At 70.2% G+C, this 26,735-nt stretch carries 1 protein-coding gene; it reads left to right on the plus strand.

Features of this window, described 5'->3' with window-relative positions:
• Positions 1 to 180 precede the first annotated feature (180 nt).
• Positions 181 to 26,688 (plus strand): non-ribosomal peptide synthase/polyketide synthase, encoded by a 26,508-nt coding sequence (locus QE449_RS04495; RefSeq protein WP_307108293.1) that lies wholly within the window; start codon positions 181 to 183, stop codon positions 26,686 to 26,688.
• Positions 26,689 to 26,735 lie beyond the last annotated feature (47 nt).

Here is a 26,735-nt window from a genome sequence, read left to right on the forward strand (position 1 = left end):
CGTTCACACCACCCGGGTGAGCGGCGTGCGCGCCGCCCTGCTCGATAGGGTGGATCAGATGGGGCGACGCCCCATGAAGCACGCGTGCGCGCATCCGCGGGGAGTGTCGCGAGTACGCAGCGGGATCGTCGGTGGGCAACCACGGGCGAGGCTCGGTATCGATTCACGAGGAGCACGACGATGACGGATGGCACTCCCGACGAGACCTCGAACGAGGACCGGTCGCGGGCGGAACGTCCGGGACGCGCGGGGGCACCCCGCCGCGAGCGTCCGACCAGGGAACGCCCGCGTCGCCGGCAGCGTCCTCGCGCGGCCACCCTGCCGCAGATCCTCGCGGCCGCCGTGGAGGCGAACGCCGACGGTGTGGCTCTCGTGTTCCGCGACGAGTCCGGCGCGACCACCGAGTGGACCTACCGCGAGCTCGACGCGGCGTCGTCGAAGCTGGCGCGCGAGCTGATCGCGCGCGGCATCGGCGCCGAGGACGTGGTGGCGCTGGCCGTCACGCGGTCCGCCGAGTCGATCCTGTCGATCTGGGCGGTCGCCAAGACCGGTGCGGCATACGTGCCGGTCGATCCGAAGTACCCCGCGGACCGCATCGAGTACATGCTCACCGATTCGGGGGCCACCCTCGGGATCACCACCACGGAGCACCGCGAGACCCTGCCGGAGGGAGTAGGCCCCAGCTGGCTCGTCCTGGGCGACGCCGACCTGGACGCCGCCGTCGACGCACGGTCCGCCGAGCCGGTCACCTACGCCGATCGCGTGCGGGTGCTCGGCCCCGCGAACACGGCCTACATGATCTACACGTCCGGATCGACGGGTCGACCCAAGGGCGTCGAGGTGACGCACGCCGGCCTCTCGAGCCTGGTCGCCGAGCAGCGTGAGCGCTTCGGTATCGACGCGTCCGCCCGCACCCTCGCCGTCGCGTCCCCGAGCTTCGACGCCTCGGTCTTCGAACTGCTCATGGCCGTGGGGTCCGGAGCGACGATGGTCGTCTCGCCGCCCGACGTCTTCGGTGGCGACGATCTGACGGCTCTGCTGCGCGAGCAGCGGGTGACCCATGCCGTCATCACCCCGTCCGTGCTGGCCTCGGTCACGCCGTCGGAGTTGCCCGACCTGCGGGTCGTGGTCACCGCCGGTGAGGCGTGCCCGCCGGAACTGGTGTCCCGCTTCGTGACCGACACCCGCCGCATGTTCAACGGCTTCGGTCCGACCGAGGCCACCATCATGACCAACTGCGCGGAGCTGTTCCCGGACGCGCCCGTCTCCATCGGCGGCGCGATCCGCGACTTCCGCACGCCCGTGCTCGACGGCCGCCTGCGCGACGTCCCGGCCGGTGTCGCCGGTGAGCTGTACGCGGCCGGCCCCGGTCTGGCCCGCGGGTATCACGGTCGGCCGTCGCTCACCGCGGAGCGTTTCGTCGCGGACCCCTTCGGTGAACCCGGCTCGCGCGTGTACCGCACCGGTGACCTCGCCCGCGTGCGCAGCGGCGGCGCGGTCGACTACCTGGGCCGCTCCGACTTCCAGGTGAAGGTCCGCGGGTTCCGCATCGAACTCGGCGAGATCGACGCCGCCCTGACGGCGCACCCGGACGTCCGCTTCGCCGCGGCGGCCGGTCATCAGCTGCCCGACGGCTCGACGGTGCTCGTGGCCTACGTGCAGCCCGAGCCGGGCCACGAGATCGACGTCGACGACGTCACGGCCTTCGTCGGCCGGAGCCTCACCGCGTACATGGTGCCGTCCGAGATCATCGTCATCGACGCCGTGCCCCTCACACCCGTCGGCAAGCTCGATCGCGCGGCGCTGCCGCAGCCGACCATCGGCACGTCGACGAAGGAGTACCGGGCTCCCGAGACCCGGACCGAGATCACGGTGTCCGAGGTGCTGGCGGACCTGTTGTCGGCCGAGCGCGTGGGTCTGGACGACACCTTCTTCGAACTCGGTGGCAACTCGCTGCTCGCGACGCAGGTGGTCGCCCGGATCAATCAGGCGGCGCAGTCCCGCATCGCGGTGCGGGACGTGTTCGAGGCGACCTCCGTCGCGGATCTCGCTGCGCGGGTGGATCTCTCGCTCGGTGCCCCGGAGCGGCCGCCGCTCGTGCGTCGTGATCGCTCGGGTGACCTGCCGCTGTCCTACGCCCAGCAGCGGATGTGGCTCACCAACCAGTACGACGTGACGTCGCCCGCGTACAACCAGCCTGTCGTGCTGCGGATGACGGGTGCGCTGGATCTCGAGGCGCTCGGCCACGCGTTCGAGGATCTCATCACGCGGCACGAGACGCTGCGCACCGTCTACCCGCAGACCGACAGCGGTCCGGTGCAGCGCATCGAGCCCGCGTCGTCGGTGTCGGTGGTGCTCGATCCGGAGCGGATCGACGAGAGCTCGGTGTACGAGCGACTGACCCCGGTGGTGCTCGACGGCTTCGACGTGTCGTCCTCGGTGCCCTTCCGTGCCAAGCTGTTCCAGATCGCGGACCAGGACTACGTCCTCGCCGTGGTCATGCACCACATCGCCAGTGACGGTGGATCGCTCGCCCCGCTGGTGCGCGACCTCACCACGGCCTACGTGGCGCGCAGCGCCGGTGCGGCTCCCGAGCTGCCCGAGCTCGAGGTGCAGTACGCGGACTACGCGATGTGGCACCGTGAGCTCCTCGGCGACGAGAGCGACCCGGAGTCGTTGAGCGCCAAGCAGATCGACTTCTGGACGCGCGCCCTCGCCGGCACTCCCGAGGTCATCGAACTCCCCACCGACCGGCCGCGACCGGCGCAGCCGTCGTCCCGCGGTGCGACGGTGCCGTTCCGACTCGAGTCGGACGTCGTCGAGGGTCTGAACGACCTCGCGCGACGCACCAACTCGACGCTGTTCATGGTGGTGCACGCCGCCCTGGCCGTGCTGCTCTCGCGCATGGCCGCGACCGACGACGTGTCCGTCGGCACGCAGATCGCGGGCCGCGGCGAGCAGGCGCTCGATCCGCTCGTCGGCATGTTCGGCAACACGCTGGTCCTGCGATCGCATCTGGAGCCGGGGGAGTCGTTCGAGGACTTCCTGCTCCGCACCCGCACCGCGGACCTCGATGCACTGGGCAACTCGGACCTGCCGCTGGACCGGCTGGTCGAGATCCTGCGACCCCAGCGCTCGCTCGCCTACGCGCCGCTGTTCCAGGTACTGCTCATGCTGCAGAACTTCGAACGCACCGAGATCGAGCTGCCCGACGTCACCATCGGTCTCCTCGACTCGGACGTGCCGGTCGCGAAGCTCGACCTGACGCTGACGCTCATGGAGCAGGTGAACCCCGACGGGTCGCCCGGTCCCATCGACGGATCGCTGCTGTACGCCACGGATCTGTTCGACGAACCCACCGCACGCACCATCGCGGAACGCTACGTCGGCATCCTCGCCGCCGTCGTGGCCGATTCCTCCACCGCCGTCGGCGATCTCCCGCTGACCACCTCCGGTGAGCAGACGCAGCTCGCCGCGCTGCGCGGCATCGACGCTCCGCTGCCCGCCGAGACCCTCGTCGACGCGTTCCGCCGCGGCGCCGCACAGGATCCGAGTCGGACCGCGCTCGTGTACGAGGGGACCTCTCTCACGTATGCCGAGTTCTCCACGCGGGTGAACCTGTTGGCACGGCACCTCGTCGCACTGGGGGTCGGTCCCGACGCCCGCGTGGCCGTCGGCATGCGCCGCTCGCTCGAGATGATGATCGGGATCTACGCGGTGCTCGAGGCCGGTGGCGCCTACGTGCCGGTGGATCCGGACCACCCGCACGAGCGCACCGAGTACGTCCTGTCCAGCGCCGCACCCGTCGTCGTGCTGACCACCACGCGCGATCACCGGGACCTGCCCGCGCACCACAACGTGATCGACGTCGACACGGTCGATCTCGCCGACGTGTCCGCGGAGCCGCTGACGGACGCGGAGCGGACGGGCACGCTCGTGCCGTCCAACATCGCCTACATCATCTACACATCGGGCTCGACCGGCCGCCCCAAGGGCGTGGCGGTCTCGCACCGCTCCGTCCTGAACCAGATGCTCTGGATGCACGAGACGTACGACCTCACGGTCGGCGACACGATGCTGCAGAAGACGCCGGTGACGTTCGACGCGTCGGTGTGGGAACTCTTCCTGCCCTTGCAGCTCGGAGCCACCCTCGTCGTCGCGCGTCCGGACGGCCACCTCGACGTGCAGTACCTGCTCGACCAGGCGCGCTCGCACGGCATCGCGATCCTCGAGTTCGTGCCGTCCATGCTCGAGCTCTTCATGTCCGATGCCGGTCTGGCCCTGCCGGGATCGCTGCGCTACCTGTCGGTGGGCGGCGAGGCGTTGTCCGCCGATCTGGTGCGTCGGTTCGCGGCCTCGTCGGCCGCCGAGCTCGACAACACGTACGGCCCCACCGAGGCGACGGTCACGTCCACGCTGCACCGGACCACCGACGCCGACGTCCGTACCGTGCCCATCGGTCGCCCGATCCGCAACACCGGTGCGCGCGTGCTGGACTCGCGTCTGCACGACGTTCCGGTCGGTGTCCCGGGAGAGCTCTATCTCACGGGCGCGCAGCTGGCTCGTGGGTACTTCGGTCGGCCCGACCTCACCGCCGATCGCTTCGTCGCCGATCCCCGCACGACCGGTGAGCGGATGTACCGGACCGGCGACCTCGTCTCGGTCACCGCGTCCGGTGAGCTGGAGTTCCTCGGCCGCACCGACTTCCAGGTCAAGCTCCGTGGTCTGCGCATCGAGCTCGGCGAGATCGAGTCCGCTCTCACCGCGCACCCGGACGTGGCCCGCGCCGTGGCCATCGTGCACTCCGACGAGCGCACCGGCGAAGCTCTGGTGGCGTACATCGTGCCGGAGGCCGGGCGCGCACCGGAACTGGCGAGTGTCCTCGACCTGGTCGCCGAGCGCGTCCCCGCGTACATGGTGCCGTCACACCTGACGGTGCTCGACGAGATCCCGCTCAGCCCCAGCGGCAAGCTCGACCGCCGCGCTCTGCCCGAGCCCGTGGACGTGTCCGGACCGCGGGAGTACCGGGCTCCGGAGACGGTGTCCGAGAAGGTCGTCGCGGACGTCTTCTCCGCACTGCTCGATGCCCCGCGCGTCGGCATCGACGACTCGTTCTTCGAGCTCGGCGGCAACTCGCTGGTCGGCATGCGCGCCGTCGCGCGGGTCAACGAGGCGCTGTCCAGCTCCATCGGCGTCCGCGATCTGTTCGAGAAGCCCACGGTGGCCGCGCTCGCCGCCCGGATCGACGCCGCGGCACACACCGGCCGTACCCGGCCCGTCCTGGCGCCGAGGGAGCGCCCGGAGCGAATTCCGCTGTCGCTCGCGCAGTCCCGCATGTGGTTCGTCAACCAGTTCGACACCGAGTCGGCGGCCTACAACATCCCGCTCGTCATCACGCTGCGCGGTGCGCTCGACGTGGGCGTGCTGCGCGCGGCCGTCGGCGACGTGCTCGAGCGCCACGAGTCTCTGCGTACTCTCTACCCGCAGGTGGACGGCACGCCGTACCAGGTGATCCTGCCCGCCGACCGGGTCGCCGGACAATTCGCCGTGACCGAGGTCGCCGCGGACGACGTGCAGGCGCGCGTCCTCGACATGGTGACCTCCGGTTTCGACGTCACCGCGGAGGTGCCGCTGCGCGGCGCACTGCTGCGGACGTCGGACACCGAGGCCGTGCTGGCGTTCGTCGTGCACCACGTCAGTGCCGACGGATTCTCGATGGGCCCGCTCGCCCGCGACGTCATGACCGCCTACGCGGCACGTCAGGCCGGCACGCCGGCGTGGTCCGAGAACGGCCCGCTGCGTCCGCTGACCGTGCAGTACGCCGACTTCTCCCTGTGGCAGCGCGAGATGCTGGGCTCCGAGTCCGACCCGGAATCGCTGGCGTCGCAGCAGGAGTCGTACTGGGTGACGCAGCTCGACGACCTGCCGGAGGTGCTCACGCTCCCGTCGGACCGCCCGCGTCCCGCGGTGTCCACCGGGGCCGGGTCCGCGGTCCACCACACGATCGATGCCGAGATCCACACTCGCGCGGCAGACTTCGCACGCGCCCACGACGCGAGCCTCTTCATGGTCGTGCACAGTGCGCTCGCCGTCGTACTGGCCCGACTGTCGAACACCACCGACATCGCCGTCGGTGCCCCCATCGCCGGTCGCGGCGAGGAAGCGCTCGACGACCTCGTCGGCATGTTCGTCAACACCCTCGTGCTGCGCACGCAGGTCTCCCCGCACGCCACGTTCACCGAGCTGCTCGCCGAGACGAAGACCGTGGACCTCGGCGCCTTCGGCAACGCGGACATCCCCTTCGAGCGGCTCGTCGAGGTCCTCGCTCCGGAGCGCTCGACATCGCACAACCCGCTCTTCCAGGTGGCGTTGGCGTTCCAGAACCTCGAGCGCACGACGTTCGAGCTCGGTGGCCTCGAGGTCGCCCGGTACGACGCCGGCATTCACTCCGCGAAGTTCGACCTGTCCATCGAGATCACCGAGACGGTGGAGGACGGCGGGCAGGCCGGAGGCCGGTCGGGCGACGTACAGGCCGCGGGCATGACGATGGAGGTGACGTTCTCGACCGACCTGTTCGATGCGGAGACCGTCACGCTGTTCTGCGAGCGCTTCGAGCGCGTGCTGGCCGCGGCGATCGAGACGCCCGACCGCGCCGTCGGCGACATCCCACTGCTCGACTCCGAGGAGGCGGCGTCGTTGGCACCCGTCACCGGGGACGACGCTGTGGCGGAGCGGACGCTCGGCGACCTCCTCGTCGATGCCGTCGAGAGCAACCCCGACGGCCCGGCACTGGTCTTCGACTCCGCGGTCCTGTTCGACGGGACGTCGGCGTCCTACCGCGAACTCGGCGAGTTCTCGGCTCGACTCGCCCGCGTGCTCATCGACCGGGGCATCGGAGCCGGATCCGCCGTGGCGCTGTCCGTCCCGCGCTCCGCGGAGTCGGTCGCGTTGATGTGGGCGGTGACCCGTACGGGTGCGGCCTTCGTCCCGATCGACCCCAACTACCCGGCCGATCGCATCGAGCACATGGTGATCGACTCGGGCGTCCGTGTCGGCCTGACGCTCGGCGTGCACCGGGCGTCCCTGCCCGACGAGATCGACTGGCTCGTCGTCGATTCCGACGAGATCCGGGCACAGGTCTCGGCCGCGTCGGCGGATCCGATCACCGACGCCGACCGCCGGTCGGCCGTCACGCCGGCCGACCGCGCGTACATCATCTACACCTCCGGTTCCACCGGTCTGCCCAAGGGCGTCTCGGTGTCCCATCGTGGTCTCAACCAGCTCGGGGTCTCCCAGCGCGAGCAGTACCGCGTCGAGAGCGACTCGCGGGTCATGCACTTCGCGTCGCCGAGCTTCGATGCATCACTGCTGGAGCTGCTGCTCGCGGTTCCCGCTGCCGCCGCGCTGGTCATCGTTCCCACCACCGTGTACGGCGGTGAGGAGCTGGCGCAGTTCCTGCGCCGTCACGCGGTGACGCACGCGTTCATCACCCCGGCCGCGCTGGCCTCGGTGGACCACTCGGGTCTCGAAGCGTTGCAGACCATCTCGGTCGGCGGCGAGGCGTACTCGCAGGACCTGGTCACCAGGTTCGCGCCGGGTCGCCGCATGCTCAACGTGTACGGACCGACCGAGACCACGATCGTCTCGCACATCGGCAAGCCGATGGTGCCGGGTGGCCCGATGCCGTTCGGTGGCCCGATCCGCGGCGGTCGCGCCATGGTCCTCGACGCTCGGCTCAACCCCGTCCCCGTCGGTGTTCCCGGCGACCTCTACACCGCGGGCCCCGGTGTGGCGCAGCACTATCACGAGCGTCGCGCACTGTCCTCCGAGCGGTTCATCGCCGATCCGTACGGCGAGCCCGGTGCTCGCATGTACCGCACGGGCGACGTCGTGCGCTGGTGGCGCCGCCCCGAGACGGGTGACCTCGAACTCGAGTACGTGGGTCGTGGCGACTCGCAGATCAAGATCCGCGGGTTCCGCATCGAGCCCGGCGAGATCGACGCCGTCGTGTCCTCGCACCCCGAGGTGCAGTTCGCGCTGACCACGCCGTTCACCACGGCAGCGGGGTCCAAGGTGCTGGTCACCTACGTCACGCTGACCGCGGGATCGTTGCTGCGTGAGTCGGACGTCACCGAGTGGGCAGCGGAATCACTTCCCGCGCACATGGTCCCGTCCGCCGTGGTCGTCATGGACAAGGTGCCGCTGGGTGCCACGGGCAAGGTCGACCGACGGGCTCTGCCGATGCCCGAGTTCGGTACCGACACAGACACGTACCGCGAACCCGCCACCGAGACCGAACGCGCGCTGGCAGCGGTCTTCGCCGACGTGCTCGGCGTCGATCGGGTCGGCGCGGACGACGACTTCTTCGCACTCGGCGGAGACAGCATCGTCTCCATTCAGCTTGTCTCCCGCGCCCGCGCCGCCGGACTCTCCCTCAGCCCGCGTGACGTCTTCGAGCGCCGCACGGTGGCTGCCCTGGCGGCCGTCGTGTCGTCGGGGGAGAACGCCGTCCGCATGCTGCCCGAGCTCGAGGGTGGCGGCGTCGGATCGCGTCCGCTGACCCCGGTGGAGCACTTCATGACCCGCCGCGGCGGTGCCTACGAGCGCTTCTCGCAGAGCGTCGTACTGGACCTGCCGACAGGTATCGACGAGGCCGGTATCACCGCGACACTGCAGGCCGTGCTGGACCGTCACGACATGTTCCGCGCGCGCCTCACCGGGTCGCTCGACGACGGCTTCGAGATCGTCACCGCGGCACCGGGTTCGGTGGACGCCGCGTCGCTTCTCACCCGAGTCGACGTCGATGCCGACGTCACGGGCGACGACCTCGAGAAGGTGGCTCGCACGGCACTCGACTCGGCGCTGGATCGCCTGTCGACGGCCGAGGGTCGTCTCGTGCAGTTCGTCTGGCTGGACCGGGGGCCGTCGACCGGCGGCCACCTCGTCGTCGCCGGCCATCACCTCGCCGTCGACGGTGTCTCGTGGCGCATCATCGTGCCGGACCTGGTCACCGCGTGGTTCGGCGTGTCCTCCGGGACCGAGCCGACTCTGCAACCGGTGGGCACGTCGATGCGTACCTGGGCGCACGCGCTCGTGGACCAGGCGCCGTCCCGTCGCTCGGAACTGCCGTTCTGGAGTTCCGTCGTGCGGTCCGAGGACGTGCTGCTCGGCGACCGCGATCTCGACCCCGCCGTCGACGTGCAGGCCACGCTCGACAAGGTGCGCGTCACCGTCCCGGCGGACGTCACGACCGCCGTCGTCACCGCTCTGCCGCAGGTGTTCCGGGGCGGCGTGAACGACGGACTGTTGTCCGCACTGGCTCTGGCCGTGGCGAAGTGGCGCCGTGAGCGCGGCACCGAGACGTCGTCGTTGCTGCTGCGCCTCGAGGGCCACGGCCGCGAGGAGGACGTGCTCGGCGACGCCGGACTCGCGGATCTGTCGCGGACCGTCGGCTGGTTCACGTCGATCTTCCCCGTGCTGCTCGACCTCACCGACGTCGACCTCGACGACGCGTTCGCCGGTGGCGCCGCGGCCGGCCGAGCTGTCAAGGCCGTCAAGGAACAGCTGCTCGCGGTGCCCGATCGCGGTATGGGCTACGGCATGCTGCGCTACCTCGACGAGACGGGACGCTCGGTTCTCGCGCGATCCGTCGGCCAGATCAGCTTCAACTACCTGGGCCGCCTGTCCGCGGGCGAGCTGCCCGAGGGTGCGGAGGGTCTGGGCTTCCTCCCGTCGTCCGACATCACCACCCTCGCGGACGTGCCTCTCGATGCCGACATGCCGGCGATCGCCGTGCTCGACATCAACGCAGTCCTCGCGGACGAGCAGCTCGGTGCCACGTTCGCCTTCCCCCGCGGCATCCTGTCGTCGGAGGACGTGTCCGCGCTCGGCACCTACTGGGTCGAGGCACTCACGGCGCTCGCTCAGCACGTCGGGAGCGGCGATGCCGGCGGCCTCACGCCGTCGGACGTACCGCTGGTGCCGTTGTCGCAGAAGGACATCGAGGTCTTCGAGAACGAGATGTCCGATGCCGGGTCCCATCTCGAGGACGTCTGGTCCCTTGCTCCGCTGCAGGCGGGTCTGCTGTTCCACTCGTCGATGCAGCCGGCCGGCGCTCCCGACGTCTACGTCATGCAGGTCGTGATGGACCTGACCGGCGACGTCGACCGGGACCGGTTCGTCGCCGCGGCCGGTGCGCTGCTCGCGCGCTACGACGGGCTGCGGACCTCGTTCCGCACCACCGCGGACGGTCGTGCGGTGCAACTGGTTCCGAGTTCCGCCGAGGTCCCGTGGGTCGACGTCGACCTGCGCGGCCACGACGACATCGAGGGCGACCTGCGCGTCGAGCTCGAGACCGAGCGGGACCGCCGGTTCGCGATGGACAGCGCGCCGCTGGTGCGCTTCCGGATGATCCGCACCGCCGACGACGCGGTCACGCTGTCGTTCATGGCGCACCACATCGTCATCGACGGATGGTCGATGCCGCTGGTGCTCAAGGATCTCCTCACGCTGTACGCGCTGCGCGGAGATGCGTCGCTGCTTCCCGAGGTCCGGTCCTACCGTTCCTTCCTGGAGTGGCTGTCGGTCCGCGACCGCGCCGTCTCGGTCAAGGCGTGGACCACGGCTTTCGCCGGGGCGGAAGAGCCGACACTGTTGTCGGGCATCACCGACACGTCCGGGGTCTCGACCGACACGGGTCGGGTCGAGGTCGTCATGGACGAGAAGGTCACGTCCGAGCTGACCGATCTGGGGTCGCGTCTCGGTGTCACGCTCAGCACGATCGTGCAGGCGGCGTGGGGCCTCGTGCTCGCGCGCCAGCTGGGCCGCGACGACGTCGCGTTCGGTGGGACGGTCTCCGGTCGCCCCGCCGACCTCGAGGGCGTCGAGACCATGGTCGGCCTGTTCATCAACACGCTGCCCGTCCGCGTGCGCATCGACGAGTCCGACAGCATCGAGTCCTTCCTGCTCCGGTTGCAGGAGGAGCAGACGGCGTTGCTCGACCACCACTACCTGGGGCTGGCGGACATCACCACCGCTGTCGGCCCGGGCGCGGTGTTCGACTCGATCACCGTTCTCGAGTCCTACCCGGTGGACGAGGAGGGCCTGAAGGCCGCCGCGTCCATCGACGGCATGGCCGTCACCGGCGCTCAGGTGCTCGACGCGACGCACTACCCGATCAACGTGGTCACGTTCGCGGACACGCAGATCCGCATGACGCTGCGCTACCTGCGCGACCTGTTCTCCGACGAGTACGTGTCCGCACTGGGCAGTCGCCTGCAGGCCGTGTTCGCGGCGTTCGCCACGTCACCGGGTGCACCCGTCGGCCGCATCGAGACGCTGCTCGCCGACGAGCGCACCGACCTGCTGTCGCGCCGCGGATCCGCCGACGTCGACGAGCGCACGCTCGTCCGGATCCTCGAGGACGCCGCGGATCACGCTCCCAGCAGACTCGCCGTCCGCCAGGGATCGGTGCAGTGGACGTACGAGGAGCTCGACGCTCGTGCCACGCGCCTCGCGCGCGTCCTCGTCGACGCGGGTGTCGGACCGGACGTCGTGGTGGCCGTGGCGGTTCCGCGGTCGCCCGAGTTCGTGCTCTGCGTCTGGGCGGTCGCCAAGGCGGGCGGTTACGTGGTGCCCGTCGACCCGGCACACCCTGCCGAGCGCATCGACTACATGGTGCACGACTCGACGGCGGCGCTCGGCATCACGACGGTCGCCGACCGCCCCGCCGACGTCGACGGGCTGCGGTGGCTCGTCCTCGACGACGAGCAGTTCGCGGCCGACGTCGACTCCCGCTCGCCCGAGCGCCTCACCGACGGTGAGCGTCTCGGCACAGTACGCATGAGCAACGCGGCGTACATGATCTACACGTCCGGATCGACCGGTCGCCCCAAGGGTGTCGTCGTCCCGCACACCGGTCTCGCCAATCTGGTGGCCGCACAGACGGACTCGCTGGGTATCGACCACGCGTCGATCGTCCTGGCCGTGGCGTCGACGAGCTTCGACGCGTCGATCTTCGAGATCCTGCTGGCCGCCGGCAATGCCGTGCCGCTGGCACCGGCGCCCGCCGGGTTCTACGGCGGACCCGATCTGGCGCGCTTCGTCACCGACGAGGGTGTCACCCACATGGTGATCACGCCGTCCGCGCTGGCGACCGTCGAACCGGACGCGGTGCCGTCCGTGCGCGCCGTCATGCCCGTCGGCGAAGCTCTTCCGCCGGATCTGATGGCGGCGTGGGCGACGTCCGGCCGCACCGTCGTCAACGGGTACGGACCCGCCGAGACGACGATCATGATCAACGCGTCGGTGCCCCTCTCCGCAGGCGATCCGATCACGGTGGGCGGTCCCAGCAAGGGCACTCGCGAGTACGTGCTGGACGGCCGACTGCGGCCCGTGCCCGTCGGCGTTCCCGGTGAGCTCTACGCCGGAGGACCGGGTGTCGCGCGCGGCTACTTCGGCCGCCCGACGCTCACCTCCGAGCGCTTCGTCGCCGATCCGTACGGTCCCGCGGGGAGCCGTCTTTACCGCACCGGCGACGTGGTCCGCTGGACCGAGGCCGGCACCGTCGAGTACATCGGCCGCAGCGACTTCCAGGTCAAGATCCGGGGCCAGCGCATCGAGCTCGGCGAGATCGACGCCGCTCTCGCGGCGCACCCGGACGTGGACTTCGCCGTGACGGTCGGCCACCGATCCGTCGGTGGCGTCACCGACCTCGTGTCCTACGTCCTGCCGGTGGCGTCCCTGCTCGAGGCGGGCGCGACCCTGGACGTCGCGGCCGTGCACGCCTCCGTCAAGGAGAGCCTGCCCGCGCACATGGTGCCCGCGGTGATCATGCCGCTCACCTCCGTGCCGCTGAACCCGGTCGGCAAGCTCGACCGTGCCGCGCTGCCGGAGCCCACCCTGGTGCGGCAGCAGGCCGAGTACCGCGCCCCCGAGACGCCCGAGGATCAGGCCGTCGCCGAGGTGTTCGCCGATCTTCTCGGCGTGGAGCGGGTCGGTGTCGACGACAGCTTCTTCGATCTCGGCGGCAACTCGCTCGTGGCCACCCAGGCCGTCGCGCGCATCAACGCGGCACTGGACACCCACATCGGCGTGCGCGACATCTTCGACGCGTCGACCGTGGGCGAACTCGCGGCGCGCGCACTCTCGGGTGGAGTCGGTCGTCGCCCCGCGCTCGTCGCGGGGGAGCGGCCCGATCCGGTGCCGCTGTCGCTCGCACAGCGCCGCATGTGGTTCCTCAACCAGTTCGACACCAGCTCGCCCGCGTACAACATCCCGCTGGCGGTGCGCCTCACCGGCACGCTCGACGTCGCCGCGCTGGAGGAGGCCGTCCGCGACGTCCTCGCCCGGCACGAGACGCTGCGCACGGTGTACCCCGGGTCGGAAGAGGGTCCCTACCAGGTCATCCTGGGTGTGGACGACGTTCCCCTCGACCTGGCGCCACGACCGGTCGAGACCGCCGGTGTGCCCGGCGCGTTGTTCGAGTTCATCGCGTCCGGGTTCGACGTCACGGCCGCCGTGCCCGTGCGCGGTCTGCTGCTCGAGGTCGTCGACCCGGCCGGCGACGCGGCGGAGTACGTGCTGTCCATCGTCGTGCACCACATCTCCGCTGACGGATTCTCGCTCGGCCCGCTGGCACGCGACGTCATGGTCGCCTACTCGGCGCGCGTCGCCGGAGCGATCCCGGAGTGGGCACCCCTGCCCGTGCAGTACGCCGACTACGCGCTGTGGCAGCGCGAGGTGCTGGGATCGGAGAGCGACCCGGAGTCGTTGACCGCCCAGCAGATCGCGTACTGGAAGCAGCAGCTCGCCGGTCTGGACGATCCGATCGAGCTGCCCACCGACAGGCCGCGCCCGGCGGTTCAGTCCATGCTCGGCCACTCGGTGCAGTTCGCGCTGACCCCCGAGCAGACGGCCGGACTGCGCGCCGTCGCCGCGTCGCGTCAGGGCACGCTGTTCATGGCCGTGCACGCGGCGTGGTCCGTGCTGCTCGGTGCCCTGTCGGGCTCGCGCGACATCGCCGTCGGAACCCCGATCGCCGGACGTGGCGAGCGCGAACTCGACGACATGGTCGGCATGTTCGTCAACACGCTGGCACTGCGTCTCGACGTCGATCCGGATGCGTCGTTCGCCGATCTGGTCGCGGCCGCCCGCGCGGCCGACCTGGCCGCGTTCGGTCACGCCGATGTGCCGTTCGAGCAGCTCGTCGAGGCCGTCGACCCGCGTCGGTCGACCGCGTACCACCCGATCTTCCAGGTGGGCTTCTCGTTCCAGAACCTCGCGCCGGTGACGTTCGAGCTCCCCGACCTCACCGTCGGGGACGTCGGGCTCGAGGCCGCGGTCTCGCAGTTCGATCTGCACCTCATCGTCAGTGAGGGAGCCGAGGACGGCTCGCTGCAGTCGGTGCTCACCTTCGCCGAGGCGCTGTTCGACCGTGCCACGGCCGAGTCGTTCACCGAACGCTTCTCCCGCGTGGTCGACGCGCTGATCGCCCGTCCGGACGCGCCGGTGCACACCGCGGACGTCCTGAGCGCGGACGAGCGTCGGTCGATCCTGGTGGACACCAACGACACTCGTGTCGCGGGTGCGCCCACCTCCGTCGCGCGAATGTTCGCCGATCGGGTCACCGAGCGTCCCGACGTCGCGGCCCTGACCGAGGGTGACGTCTCACTCACGTACGGCGAGTTCGGCTCTCGCGTCGCACGGCTGGCGCGCAGGTTGCTCGCCGACGGCGTGCGGACCGGTGATCTCGTCGCCGTGGCGATGCCGCGGTCGACCGAGTCGATGGTCGCGATGTACGCGGTGGTCCAGGCCGGTGCGGCCTACCTGCCGATCGACCTCGACCACCCGGCCGAGCGCACGGAGTACGTGCTGGGTGATGCCCGGCCGTCGCTGATCCTGCTGGGCGGTCGAGCTCTGTCGGCGCCCTCGGACGTCCCGACGATCGACGTGCTCACGGCGGAGCTCTCGGACTTCTCCGACGCTCCCGTCACCGACGACGAGCGCAGCCGCCCGCTGTCGGCCGAGGACCCCGTGTACGTCATCTACACCTCGGGGTCGACCGGACGTCCCAAGGGCGTCGCGCTGCCGCATCGCGCTGTGGCGAACCAGCTCTGGTGGATCCAGAACGAGTTCGAACTCACGGCAGACGACGCGATGGTGCAGAAGACACCGTCCACGTTCGACCTGTCGGTGTGGGAGCTGTGGTGGCCGCTGACCGCGGGCGCCCGGTTGGTGATCGGTTCGCCCGAGGCGAACCGGGACCCCGCCGAACTCGCGCGACTGATGCGCGAGCAGAACGTCACCGTCGCCGACTTCGTGCCGTCGCTCCTCGGTGCGTTCGCCTCGGTGGCGACGGCCGAGGACGTCGCGTCACTGCGAGCGGTCCTGTGCATCGGCGAGGCGCTGCCGCGCGATGTGGTCACCGCGTTCGGTCGACTGTCCGACGCTCCGGTGGTGAACCTCTACGGACCGACGGAGGCTGCGGTCTCGGTCACCGTGCACCACATCGCGTCCGACGAGACGGGTCCGGTGTCCATCGGTGGACCCGAGGCGAACGTGCAGGTCTACGTTCTCGATTCGCGACTGCGGCCGGTACCCGTCGGTGTCGCGGGTGAGCTCTACCTCGCGGGCGATCAGCTGGCGCTCGGCTACTTCGGCAACACCACCCTGACGGCGGAGCGCTTCGTCGCCGATCCGTTCGGGTCCGGCAGGCTCTACCGCACGGGTGACGCGGTCCGCTGGGTCACCCGCGGTGACGCACGGGTTCTCGAGTTCGTCGCCCGCACCGACGACCAGGTCAAGGTGCGCGGTTTCCGTATCGAACTCGGCGAGGTCGAGGCCGCGCTGACCACCGCCGACGGTGTCGCCGCATCGGCCGCCACCGTCGCCCGTACCGCCGGCGGCGAGCTGCTGGTGGGCTACGTGGTGCCCGAGAAGGACGTCACCCTCGACGTCGACGCGGTGCGATCCGCTGCGGCCGAAGCGGTTCCGGGCTACATGGTTCCCGCGCGCATCGTGGTGATCGAGGAGTTGCCGCTGAGCGTCAACGGCAAGCTCGACCGTCGCCGATTGCCCTCGATCGATCTGGACGTGGCGCGGGAGTACCGCGCGCCGTCCACCCCGGTCGAGGAGATCGTCGCCGCCGCGTACGCCGCGGTGCTCGGTGTCGAGCGAGTCGGCATGGACGACAACTTCTTCGAGCTCGGTGGCAACTCGCTGTCGGCGACGCAGGTGGTGGCGCGGGTCAACGCCCGGCTGAACACCCGCATCGGCATCCGTGAGATGTTCGAGTCGGCCGACGTCGCGACGTTCGCGGCGCGCGCCGAGTCGGCGTCGACGTCGGACACCCGTGCACCGCTGGTGCCCGTCGAACGTCCTGCTCACGTGCCACTCTCGCTCGCGCAGTCGCGCATGTGGTTCCTCAACCAGTTCGACACGTCGTCGCCCGCCTACAACGTGCCGCTGGCCATCCGCCTCGAGGGTCGCCTCGATCTCGACGCACTGACGCTCGCCGTCCGGGACGTCCTCGACCGCCACGAGTCGCTGCGCACGGTCTACCCGCAGACTCCGGACGGCCCGACCCAGGTGGTTCTCCCCACTCGCGACGTGCCGCTCGACCTCGCGGTCGAGGACGTCACCGAGGAGAACATCGCCGCACGGCTGTTCACCTTCGTCTCCGGCGGCTTCGACGTCACCGCGGAGGTGCCCGTCCGCGGACTCCTGCTGCAGGTGACGGACGCGGCGGGAGACGCCCCCGCGCACGTGCTCGGCATCGTGATCCACCACGTGTCGTCCGACGGCTTCTCGCAGGGCCCGTTGGCCCGTGACGTCATGGTGGCCTACACCGCCCGCGTCCGCGGCGAGGCTCCCGGCTGGACGCCGCTCCCGGTGCAGTACGCCGACTTCGCGCTGTGGCAGCGGACCGTCCTGGGATCGCTGGACGACGACACCTCCGTCGTCTCGCGGCAGGTCGCGTACTGGCGGACCCGTCTCGCCGGCCTCGGCGACGCGCTGCCGCTGCCCACCGACCGCCCCCGCCCCGCGGTGCAGTCGTTGCAGGGCAAGTCGATCCGCTTCGAGATCTCCGCGGACATCACCGCCGCGCTCACCCGCATCGCGCAGGAGCGCCGCGCGACGCTGTTCATGGCGATGCACGCCGCCTGGTCCGTCACCCTGTCCGCACTCAGCGGGAGTCGCGACATCGCCGTCGGCACCCCGATCGCCGGTCGCGGCGAGCCGGAGCTCGACGACATGGTCGGCATGTTCGTGAACACGCTGGCACTCCGCGTCGACGTGGACCCGGACCTCACGTTCGGCGCCCTCGTGGACGCGGTTCGCGAGTCCGATCTCGCGGCCTTCGGCAACGCCGACGTGCCCTTCGAGCAGCTGGTCGAGGCACTGAACCCCGTGCGCTCCACGGCGTACCACCCGTTGTTCCAGGTGGGCTTCTCGTTCCAGAACCTCTCGCCCGTCCGGTTCGAACTCCCCGACCTCACGGTCTCCGACGCGGGCTTCGACTTCGACGTGTCGCAGTTCGACCTGCACCTCATCGTCAGCGAGGACGCCGCCGCAGGACAGATCGCGATGCTCACCTTCGCCACGTCGCTCTTCGACGAGTCCACGGCACAGGTCTTCGTCGACCGCTTCCTGCGCGTGCTCGACGCCGTCACCGCGCGGCCCGAGGACCGCATCGCCGCCGTGGACGTCCTGTCGCCCGAGGAGCGCCGCGACATCCTTCTCACGCGCAACGACACCGCGGTGGCCGGCGTGCCCGAGCTCCTCACGGACATGTTCGCCGCGCGCGTCGCGGCGGCGCCCGACACCACGGCACTGACATATCTCGACGACTCGATCACCTACGGTGAGTTCTCCGAGAGGGTGTCCCGTCTCGCCCGGTTCCTCATCGGTGAGGGCGTGCGGACCGGTGACCTCGTCGCCGTGGCCATCCCGCGCTCGATCGACGCGATGGTCGCGATGTACGGCGTCGTCGCGGCGGGTGCCGGCTATCTGCCGATCGACCTCGACCACCCTGCCGAACGCACCGAATACGTCCTCGACAGCGCGTCCCCGTCGGTCGTCGTCATCGCCGGCACCCCGCTGTCCGTCGAGACCACGATCCCGACGGTGGATCTGGCGACCGTCGACGTGTCGCTCTTCGACGGCTCGCCCATCACCGACATCGATCGCAGTCGGCCCCTGCTGCCGCAGGACCGCGCCTACGTCATCTACACGTCGGGATCGACAGGTCGTCCCAAGGGCGTGGCCCTTCCGCATCGCGCCGTCGCCAATCAGATGACGTGGATCCAGAACGAGTACCGGCTCACGGCGACCGACGCGATGGTGCAGAAGACGCCCGCGACGTTCGACCTGTCCGTGTGGGAACTGTGGTGGCCGCTGACCGCCGGCGCGCGTCTCGTGCTGGCGTCGCCCGAGGGCAACCGCGACCCGTCGTACCTCGCTCGTCTGATGCGCGAGGAACACGTCACCGTCGCCGACTTCGTGCCGTCGTTGCTCGGTGCGTTCTGCGCCGTCGCGTCGCGGGAGGACCTCGTGTCCCTGCGCGCCGTCCTGTGCATCGGCGAGGCGCTCCCGCGTGACGTCGTCCGGGCGTTCGAGGCACTGTCCGACGCGCCGCTCGACAACCTCTACGGACCGACCGAGGCCGCCGTCTCCGTGACCGCCCACCGCACGGTGCGCGGCGCGACCGGAGCCGTGCCCATCGGTACCCCCGAGGCGAACGTGCGCGTCTACGTTCTCGACGACCGGCTGCGTCCGGTCCCGGCCGGCGTCGGGGGAGAGCTCTATCTCGGCGGCGTCCAGCTCGCACTCGGCTACGTCGGTCGCCCGGATCTGACGAGCGACCGCTTCGTGGCGGATCCGTTCGGCGAGAACGGGTCTCGGCTCTACCGCACCGGTGACGCCGTGCGATGGAACGCCGACGGCGCACTGGTGTTCCTCGATCGCACGGACACCCAGGTCAAGATCCGCGGGTTCCGCATCGAGCTCGGCGAGATCGAGAGCGTGCTCGTGTCCCACGAGTCGGTGGCCGCGGCCGCCGCCGCCGTGTCCTCGGGACGCGGTGGAGACACCCTCGTCGGCTACGTCGTCGCCCGTCCGGACACGACCGTGGACGTCGACGCCGTACGGGCCGCGGCGGCGGAACAGCTGCCGTCCTACATGGTTCCGCAGCGCGTCGTCGTGATCGACGAACTGCCGTTGAGCGTCAACGGCAAGCTCGACCGACGTCGTCTGCCGCAGGTCGGCGTGGACACCGCCTCGACCTACCGCGCGCCGTCGACGCCGGTGGAGGAAGTGGTGGCGGGAGCCATCGCCTCGGTGCTCGGCGTGCCGCGCGTCGGCGTGGACGACAACTTCTTCGAGCTCGGCGGCAACTCGCTGTCGGCGACGCAGGTGATCGCCCGCGTCAACGCCGCACTGAACGCCCGCGTCGGGATCCGGGAGATCTTCGAGGCGCCCACCGCGGCCGGTCTCGCCCTGCGCGCCGAGCGTGCGGTGGAGTACGGCACCCGCGTACCGCTCGCTCCCCGCGAGCGCCCGGACGAGATCCCGCTGTCGCTCGCTCAGCAGCGCATGTGGTTCCTCAACCGGTTCGACGCGTCGTCTGCGGCCTACAACATCCCGCTCGCCATCAAGCTCACCGGCGATCTCGACGTCGCGGCACTCGAGCAGGCGGTCGTGGACGTCGTCGGGCGGCACGAGGTGTTGCGCACGGTCTACCCCGAGGGCGAGAACGGCCCGCACCAGGTGGTGCTGCCGATCGACCGCACGGGGCTGTCGCTCACGGTCGACGACGTCGACGAGGCGGACGTCCGCGCACGCCTCTACGGCTTCGTGACTCGCGGGTTCGACGTCACGACCGAGGTGCCCGTGCGAGCGGCGATCTACCGGACCGGACCGTCGGAGCAGATCCTGGCGTTCGTCATCCACCACGTGTCGTCGGACGGGTTCTCGCTCGGGCCCCTCGCCCGCGACGTCATGGTGGCGTACTCGTCCCGCATCGCCGGCAACGCTCCGGTGTGGGCGCCGCTGCCGGTGCAGTACGCGGACTACACCCTGTGGCAGCTCGAGGTGCTGGGAGACGAGTCGGACCCCGAGTCCGTGCTCGCCCGGCAGGTCGAGTTCTGGCGTACCGCACTGGCGGGCATCGAGGGACCGATCGAGCTGCCGTTCGATCGCCCGCGCCCGGAGATCCAGGCCATGGAGGGCGAGTCGGTGCGCTTCACCATCTCCGCCGACAGTGCGTCCGCTCTGAACCGTGTCGCCGCGGCGTCGCGTTCGACGCTGTTCATGGCGATGCACGCCGCGTTCGCGGTGACCTTGTCGAAGCTGTCGGGATCGCGCGACATCGTGGTCGGCACCCCCATCGCCGGCCGCGGCGAGCAGGAGCTCGACCAGATGATCGGCCAGTTCGCGAACACGCTGGGCCTGCGGCTCGACGTCGACCCCGACAGCACGTTCGCCGATCTCGTCGAGCAGGCGCGCGGCCGCGATCTCGCGGCATTCGGCAACGCCGACGTCCCGTTCGAGCGTCTCGTCGAGGCGATCAACCCCGAGCGGTCGACGGCGTACCACCCGCTGTTCCAGGTCGGCTTCTCGTTCCAGAATCTCGAGCAGATCTCGCTGACCCTGCCCGGTCTCGAGATCTCCGACCTCGGCGTCGAGACCGGCGCGGCGCAGTTCGATCTGCAGTTGCTCGTGGGTGCGGAGGAAGGTGGCGACGGTGTCACCAGTGCGCTCGACTGCGCGTTGACGTTCTCGACGGCGCTGTTCGATCGCAGTACCGCAGACCAGCTCGTGGAGCGGCTGCTGCGCGTTCTCGACACGGTGACGGACGATCCGACGGTGCCGGTGCGCGCCGTCGACGTCCTGTCCGACGCCGAACAGCGCACGCTGATCGACTCGGTCAACGCCACCGACCGCGACGGTGCGCCGACGCTGCTCTCCGCGATGTTCACGTCGCAGGTCGCGGCCACCCCGGACGCGGTCGCCGTCACGTTTGAGGGCGAGTCCCTGACGTACGCCGAACTCGGCGCCCGTGTCGCTCGCTCCGCTCGCCACCTGATGGCGTCGGGAGTGGGCACCGGCGATCTCGTCGCCGTCGCGGTTCCGCGGTCGCTCGACTCGATCGTCGCGCTGTACGCCGTCGTGCAGACCGGCGCCGCGTACCTGCCGATCGATCCGGATCACCCGGCGGACCGCACCGAGTACGTGCTCGCGGACGCCGGGCCGTCACTCGTGATCACCGGACCCGACGGGCTCGCCGTGTCGAGCGACCTCGTGCAGATCGATCTGTCCTCGGTCGACCTCTCGACGTACCCGTCCGATCCGGTCACCGATGCCGAACGCAGCCGCACACTCCTCCCAGGTGACATCGCGTACGTCATCTACACCTCCGGGTCGACCGGCAGGCCGAAGGGCGTGGCCCTGCCGCACCGTGCCGTCGCGAACCAGATCTGGTGGATGCAGTCGGAGTTCGCCCTCACGGTCGACGACGCGATGGTGCAGAAGACGCCCTCGACCTTCGATCTCTCGGTCTGGGAACTCTGGTGGCCCCTCACCACGGGCGCCCGGCTCGTCGTGGCGAACGCCGAGGGCAACCGCGATCCGGTGTATCTCGCGCGCCTCATGCGCGACGAGCGCGTCACGGTGGCCGACTTCGTGCCGTCACTGCTCGGTGCGTTCACGGCCGTCGCGACCCGCGACGACGTCGCCGCGCTGCGTGCCGTCGTCTGCATCGGCGAGGCGCTGCCGCGCGACGTGGTCACCGCGTTCGCACGCCTGTCCGACGCGCCCGTGATCAACCTGTACGGGCCGACCGAGGCCGCGGTCTCGGCGACCGCCCACCGCATCACGGCGGCCGAGTCGGGTGTCGTGCCCATCGGCGCACCCGAGGCGAACGTGCGTGTGTACGTGCTCGACGACCGGTTGCGACCGGTGCCGCAGGGCGTCATGGGAGAGCTCTACCTGTCCGGCGTGCAGCTCGCCCGCGGCTACCACCGTCGGCCGGGTCTGACGTCGGAGCGCTTCGTCGCCCACCCGTTCGGCGAGGGCCGCCTGTACCGGACCGGCGACGCCGTGCGCTGGAGCGCCGGCGCCGACGGACCCGAACTGGAGTTCGTGGCGCGGACCGACGACCAGGTGAAGGTGCGTGGTTTCCGCATCGAGCTCGGCGAGGTCGAGTCCGCCCTCACGTCGGCCGACGGTGTGTCCGCAGCCGCGGCCGCGGTCAAGCGCATCGCCGGCGGCGACGTCCTCATCGGCTACGCCGTGCCCGAGGCCGGCAGCACGGTCGACGTCGACGCCGTCCGGGAGACCATGCGAGGACTGGTCCCCGCGTACATGGTTCCGGCGCGGATCGTCGTCATCGACGAGCTGCCGCTCAGCGTCAACGGCAAGCTCGATCGCCGACTGCTCCCCGCGGTCGACGCGTCGGTCACCCGTGAGTACCGCGCACCCTCCACTCCCGTCGAGGAAGCGGTCGCGGACGCGTTCGCCTCCGTCCTCGGGGTTCAGCGTGTCGGCGTCGACGACAACTTCTTCGAACTCGGCGGCAACTCGCTGTCGGCCACGCGGGTCATCGCGCGGATCAACGCGCGCCTCGGAACCTCCGTCGGCATTCGCGAGATGTTCGAGACCGCGGATGTCGCCGGGTTCGCCGCGAGGGTGGAATCGGCGACGTCCGACACCCGCGCGCCGCTGGTCGCCAGGGAACGGCCGGACCGCATCCCGCTGTCGCTCGCGCAGCAGCGCATGTGGTTCCTGAACCAGTTCGACACCGTCTCGCCGGCCTACAACGTGCCGCTGGCCGTGCGACTCACCGGGCCGCTCGACGTCGACGCGCTCGTGCGTGCGGTGCAGGACGTCGTCGCCCGGCACGAGAGCCTGCGCACGTACTACCCGCAGGACGAACTCGGACCGTTCCAGAAGATCGTTCCGGCGGCCGAGCTCACCCTCGACTTCGAACGGGACTCCGTGGCCGAGGACCGCGTGCGCGGGCGACTGGTGTCGTTCGTCGCCCGCGGGTTCGACGTCACCGCGGGTGTGCCGGTGCGCGGTCTCCTGCTCGAGACCGGCGCGGACAGCCACGTGCTGATGATCGTCATGCACCACATCTCGGCGGACGGTTTCTCCGTCGCTCCGCTCGCACGTGACGTGATGATCGCGTACGGATCCCGGTCCGAGGGCAACGCACCCGTGTGGAGTCCGCTCGAGGTGCAGTACGCGGACTACACGTTGTGGCAGCGCGACGTTCTCGGGGCCGTGGACAATCCGGATTCCGTTCTCGCCGAACAGCTCTCGTACTGGAAGGAGTCGATGGCCGGGCTGGACGGGCCCATCGAACTGCCCTTCGACCGACCTCGTCCCGAGGTCCAGTCCATGAGCGGACACGAGATCGGGTTCTTCGTCCCGGCGCGCGTCATGGACGCGTTGCAGGAGGTGTGCCGAGGATCGCGGGCGACGCTGTTCATGGGTGTGCACGCGGCCTTCTCGGTGTTGCTCTCCAAGCTCGGCAACACCCGCGACGTCGTCGTCGGCACCCCGATCGCCGGTCGCGGCGACGAGGCGCTCGATCACCTCGTCGGCATGTTCGTGAACACGCTCGCGCTGCGACTGGACGTCGATCCCGACCTGTCGTTCGTCGATCTGGTGCGCAGTGCGTCGGCGGTCGATCTCGGCGCCTTCGCCAACGCGGACGTGCCGTTCGAGAACGTGGTCGAGACGGTGGACCCGGAACGGTCGACCGCCTTCAACCCGCTCTTCCAGGTGGGCTTCTCGTTCCAGAACCTCGCACCGGTACAGGCCACGCTCTCCGGCCTGGAGGTCGCGGCGCTCGAACCGGGCTCCGAGATCTCGCAGTACGACCTGCATCTGGTCGTCGCCGAGGGACACGAGAACTCCGAGTACGGACGCGGTCTGGAGATGGCGTTCACCTACGCGACGTCGCTCTTCGACGAGGCGACCGTGCAGAGCTTCGCCGATCGTCTGCTGCGCGTGCTCGAGTCGGTCGCCTTCGCGCCCGACACTCGGGTCCGCGACATCGAGATCATGAGCGACGACGAGCGGTCCGTCGTGGTGGTCGAGCGCAACCGCACCGAGATGGCGGGAGTGCCGCCGACGGTCACCGAGATGCTCGACCGTCAGTTCTCGGCGTCACCGGACGACACCGCGATCGTGGCGGGCGACGTCTCGCTCACGTACCGCGAGTTCGACGAGCGGGTACAGGCGCTCGCCCGCTATCTGATCGCCCACTCCGTCGGACCGGGAGACCTCGTGGCGGTCGCGATTCCGCGATCGTTCGACATGATGATCGCCCTGCACGCGATCGTGCGGTCCGGGGCGGCGTACCTGCCGATCGACCTCGAGCATCCGCCGGAGCGCACCAGGTACGTGTTGGCGAACGCGCGTCCGCGCGGCGTCCTGACGGTCTCCCCGGTGGTCCTGGATCTGGACGAGACGGGATGCTCACGCGTCGACGTGGACACGTTGGATCTGGACGAGTTCGCCCTCGGACCGATCCGCGAGGAGGAGCGCACCAGGCCCATCACGGGCGACGACCTGATGTACGTCATCTACACGTCGGGATCGACGGGCAAGCCGAAGGGCGTCGCGGTGGGTCATTCCGCCGTCGCGAACCAGCTGGCCTGGATGACGCGGGAGTACTCGCTGTCCACGGCGGACGCGGTGATCCAGAAGACGCCGGTCACGTTCGACGTGTCCGTGTGGGAGCTGTGGTGGCCGCTGACCGCGGGCGCCACGGTGGTGCTGGCCAAGCCGGGCGGGCAGAGCGATTCGCTCTACATCGCGGATCTGATCCGCACGCGGAACGTCACCGTCGCGGTGTTCGTGCCGTCCCCGTTCGTCGCCTTCCTCACGGTGGCCGAGGCCGCCGACGTGGCGTCGGTGCGTGCCGTGCTCTGCGCCGGCGAGGCGCTGCCGAGAGACAGTGTCGACGCGTTCGGCCGGATCAGCGACGCGCAGGTGGACAACCTCTACGGCCCGACCGAGGCCGCCGTCACCGTCACCCGTTTCTCGGGCGCGTACACCGGTACCTCGTCGTCGATCCCCATCGGGCGTCCGGCCGCGAACACCAGCGTCTACGTGCTCGACGGTGCCCTGCGTCCGGTCCCGGACGGTGTCGTGGGCGAGCTGTACCTGGCCGGCGACCAGCTGGCATGGGGATACTTCGGCCGGACCGAACTCACCGCGGACCGATTCGTTGCCAACCCCTTCGAGCCCGGCCGGATGTACCGCACGGGTGACGCCGTCCGGTGGACCACAGCCGGCGACATCGAGTACATCGGCCGTACCGACGATCAGGTGAAGGTCCGCGGCTTCCGCATCGAGCTCGGCGAGGTCGAGAAGGTTCTCGCCTCGTTCGACGGCGTGACCGTGGCCGCGGCCGCGGTCAAGCGCTTCGGCGGCAGCCCCGCCCTGATCGGCTACGTCGTCCCACAGGAGGGCTCGACGGTCGATCTCGCCGCGCTCGAGGAGTTCGCGGGAACCAGACTGCCGTCGTACATGGTGCCGAGCCGGATCGTCGTCATCGACGCCATCCCACTCGGAGCCAGCGGCAAGATGGATCGCAAGTCGCTGCCCAGCCCCGAGATGGCGGCCCAGCGGGAGTACCGGGCGCCCTCCACCCCGATCGAGGCCGCGTTCGCCGAGGCCTTCGCGTCGGTACTGGGCGTCGATCGGGTCGGCGTGGACGACAACTTCTTCGAGCTCGGCGGCAACTCGCTGAGTGCGACCAAGTTGCTGAGTACTGCCAGGGCGTCCGAGGCCATCGAACGCGACGTTCCGTTGCAGTGGATCTTCACCTCGCCCACGCCGGCGACGCTCGCGGCGAAGGTCGAGGCGGGATCGGTCGGGGACGACAAGGACGCGCTCGGCGTGCTCCTGCCCATCCGCACCACGGGCAGCCAGGCGCCGCTGTTCTGCTTCCATCCGATCGTCGGGTTGGCGTGGAGCTTCACCGGTCTGGCGTCGCGATTGAGCCCGGAGATCCCGATCTACGGCATCCAGACGCCGGCCCTGTCCGGGGACGACACCCTGGAGGAGTCGATCACGGCGGTCGCCGAGCGCTACCTGGCGGAGATCCGCACCGTGCAGTCGGAGGGCCCGTACCGGTTACTCGGGTGGTCGTTCGGTGGCACCGTCGCCCAGACGGTGGCGAGCATGCTGCGCGAGGCAGGGGAGACCGTCGAGCTGGTGGCGATCCTCGATTCCCGTGGCGGTCCTGCACCGACCGAGGCGAGCGGCGAGGAGAACTCACTGTCTCTGGCCGAGCTCCTCGGCGCTCTGGGCGTGAGCACCGAGGGCGTCCCGGACGTGCCCCTCGGCAGCTTCGAGGAGGCCGCTCGCATGATCGCGTCCGCACCGGCTGTCGCGGATGTCCTCGACGAACGCACGGTCGAGCTGATGCTGCGGGGTGCTGCGCACAACGGTGTGCTCATGGAACAGCACGAGTCGCCCTACTTCGACGGGACGCTGCTGTTCTTCGCGGCTGCGGCGGACGATCCGACCGGCCGCGTGTTCGCCGACAGCTGGATCCCCTACGCCGATGTCGTCGACGCGTACTCGGTGCCCGTGACGCACTGGTCGATGACCACCGACGCCGCGTGGGACGTCATCGTCCCGGTGATCCGCCGGGCCATCGGGGGCTGACGACGCCGGACCGGCGGGCGGGACGACGCGACCAGCGCCGTCCCGCC

The organism is Rhodococcus sp. SORGH_AS_0303 (genome assembly GCF_030819335.1).
In the GTDB taxonomy this organism is placed as follows: Bacteria; Actinomycetota; Actinomycetes; order Mycobacteriales; family Mycobacteriaceae; genus Rhodococcoides.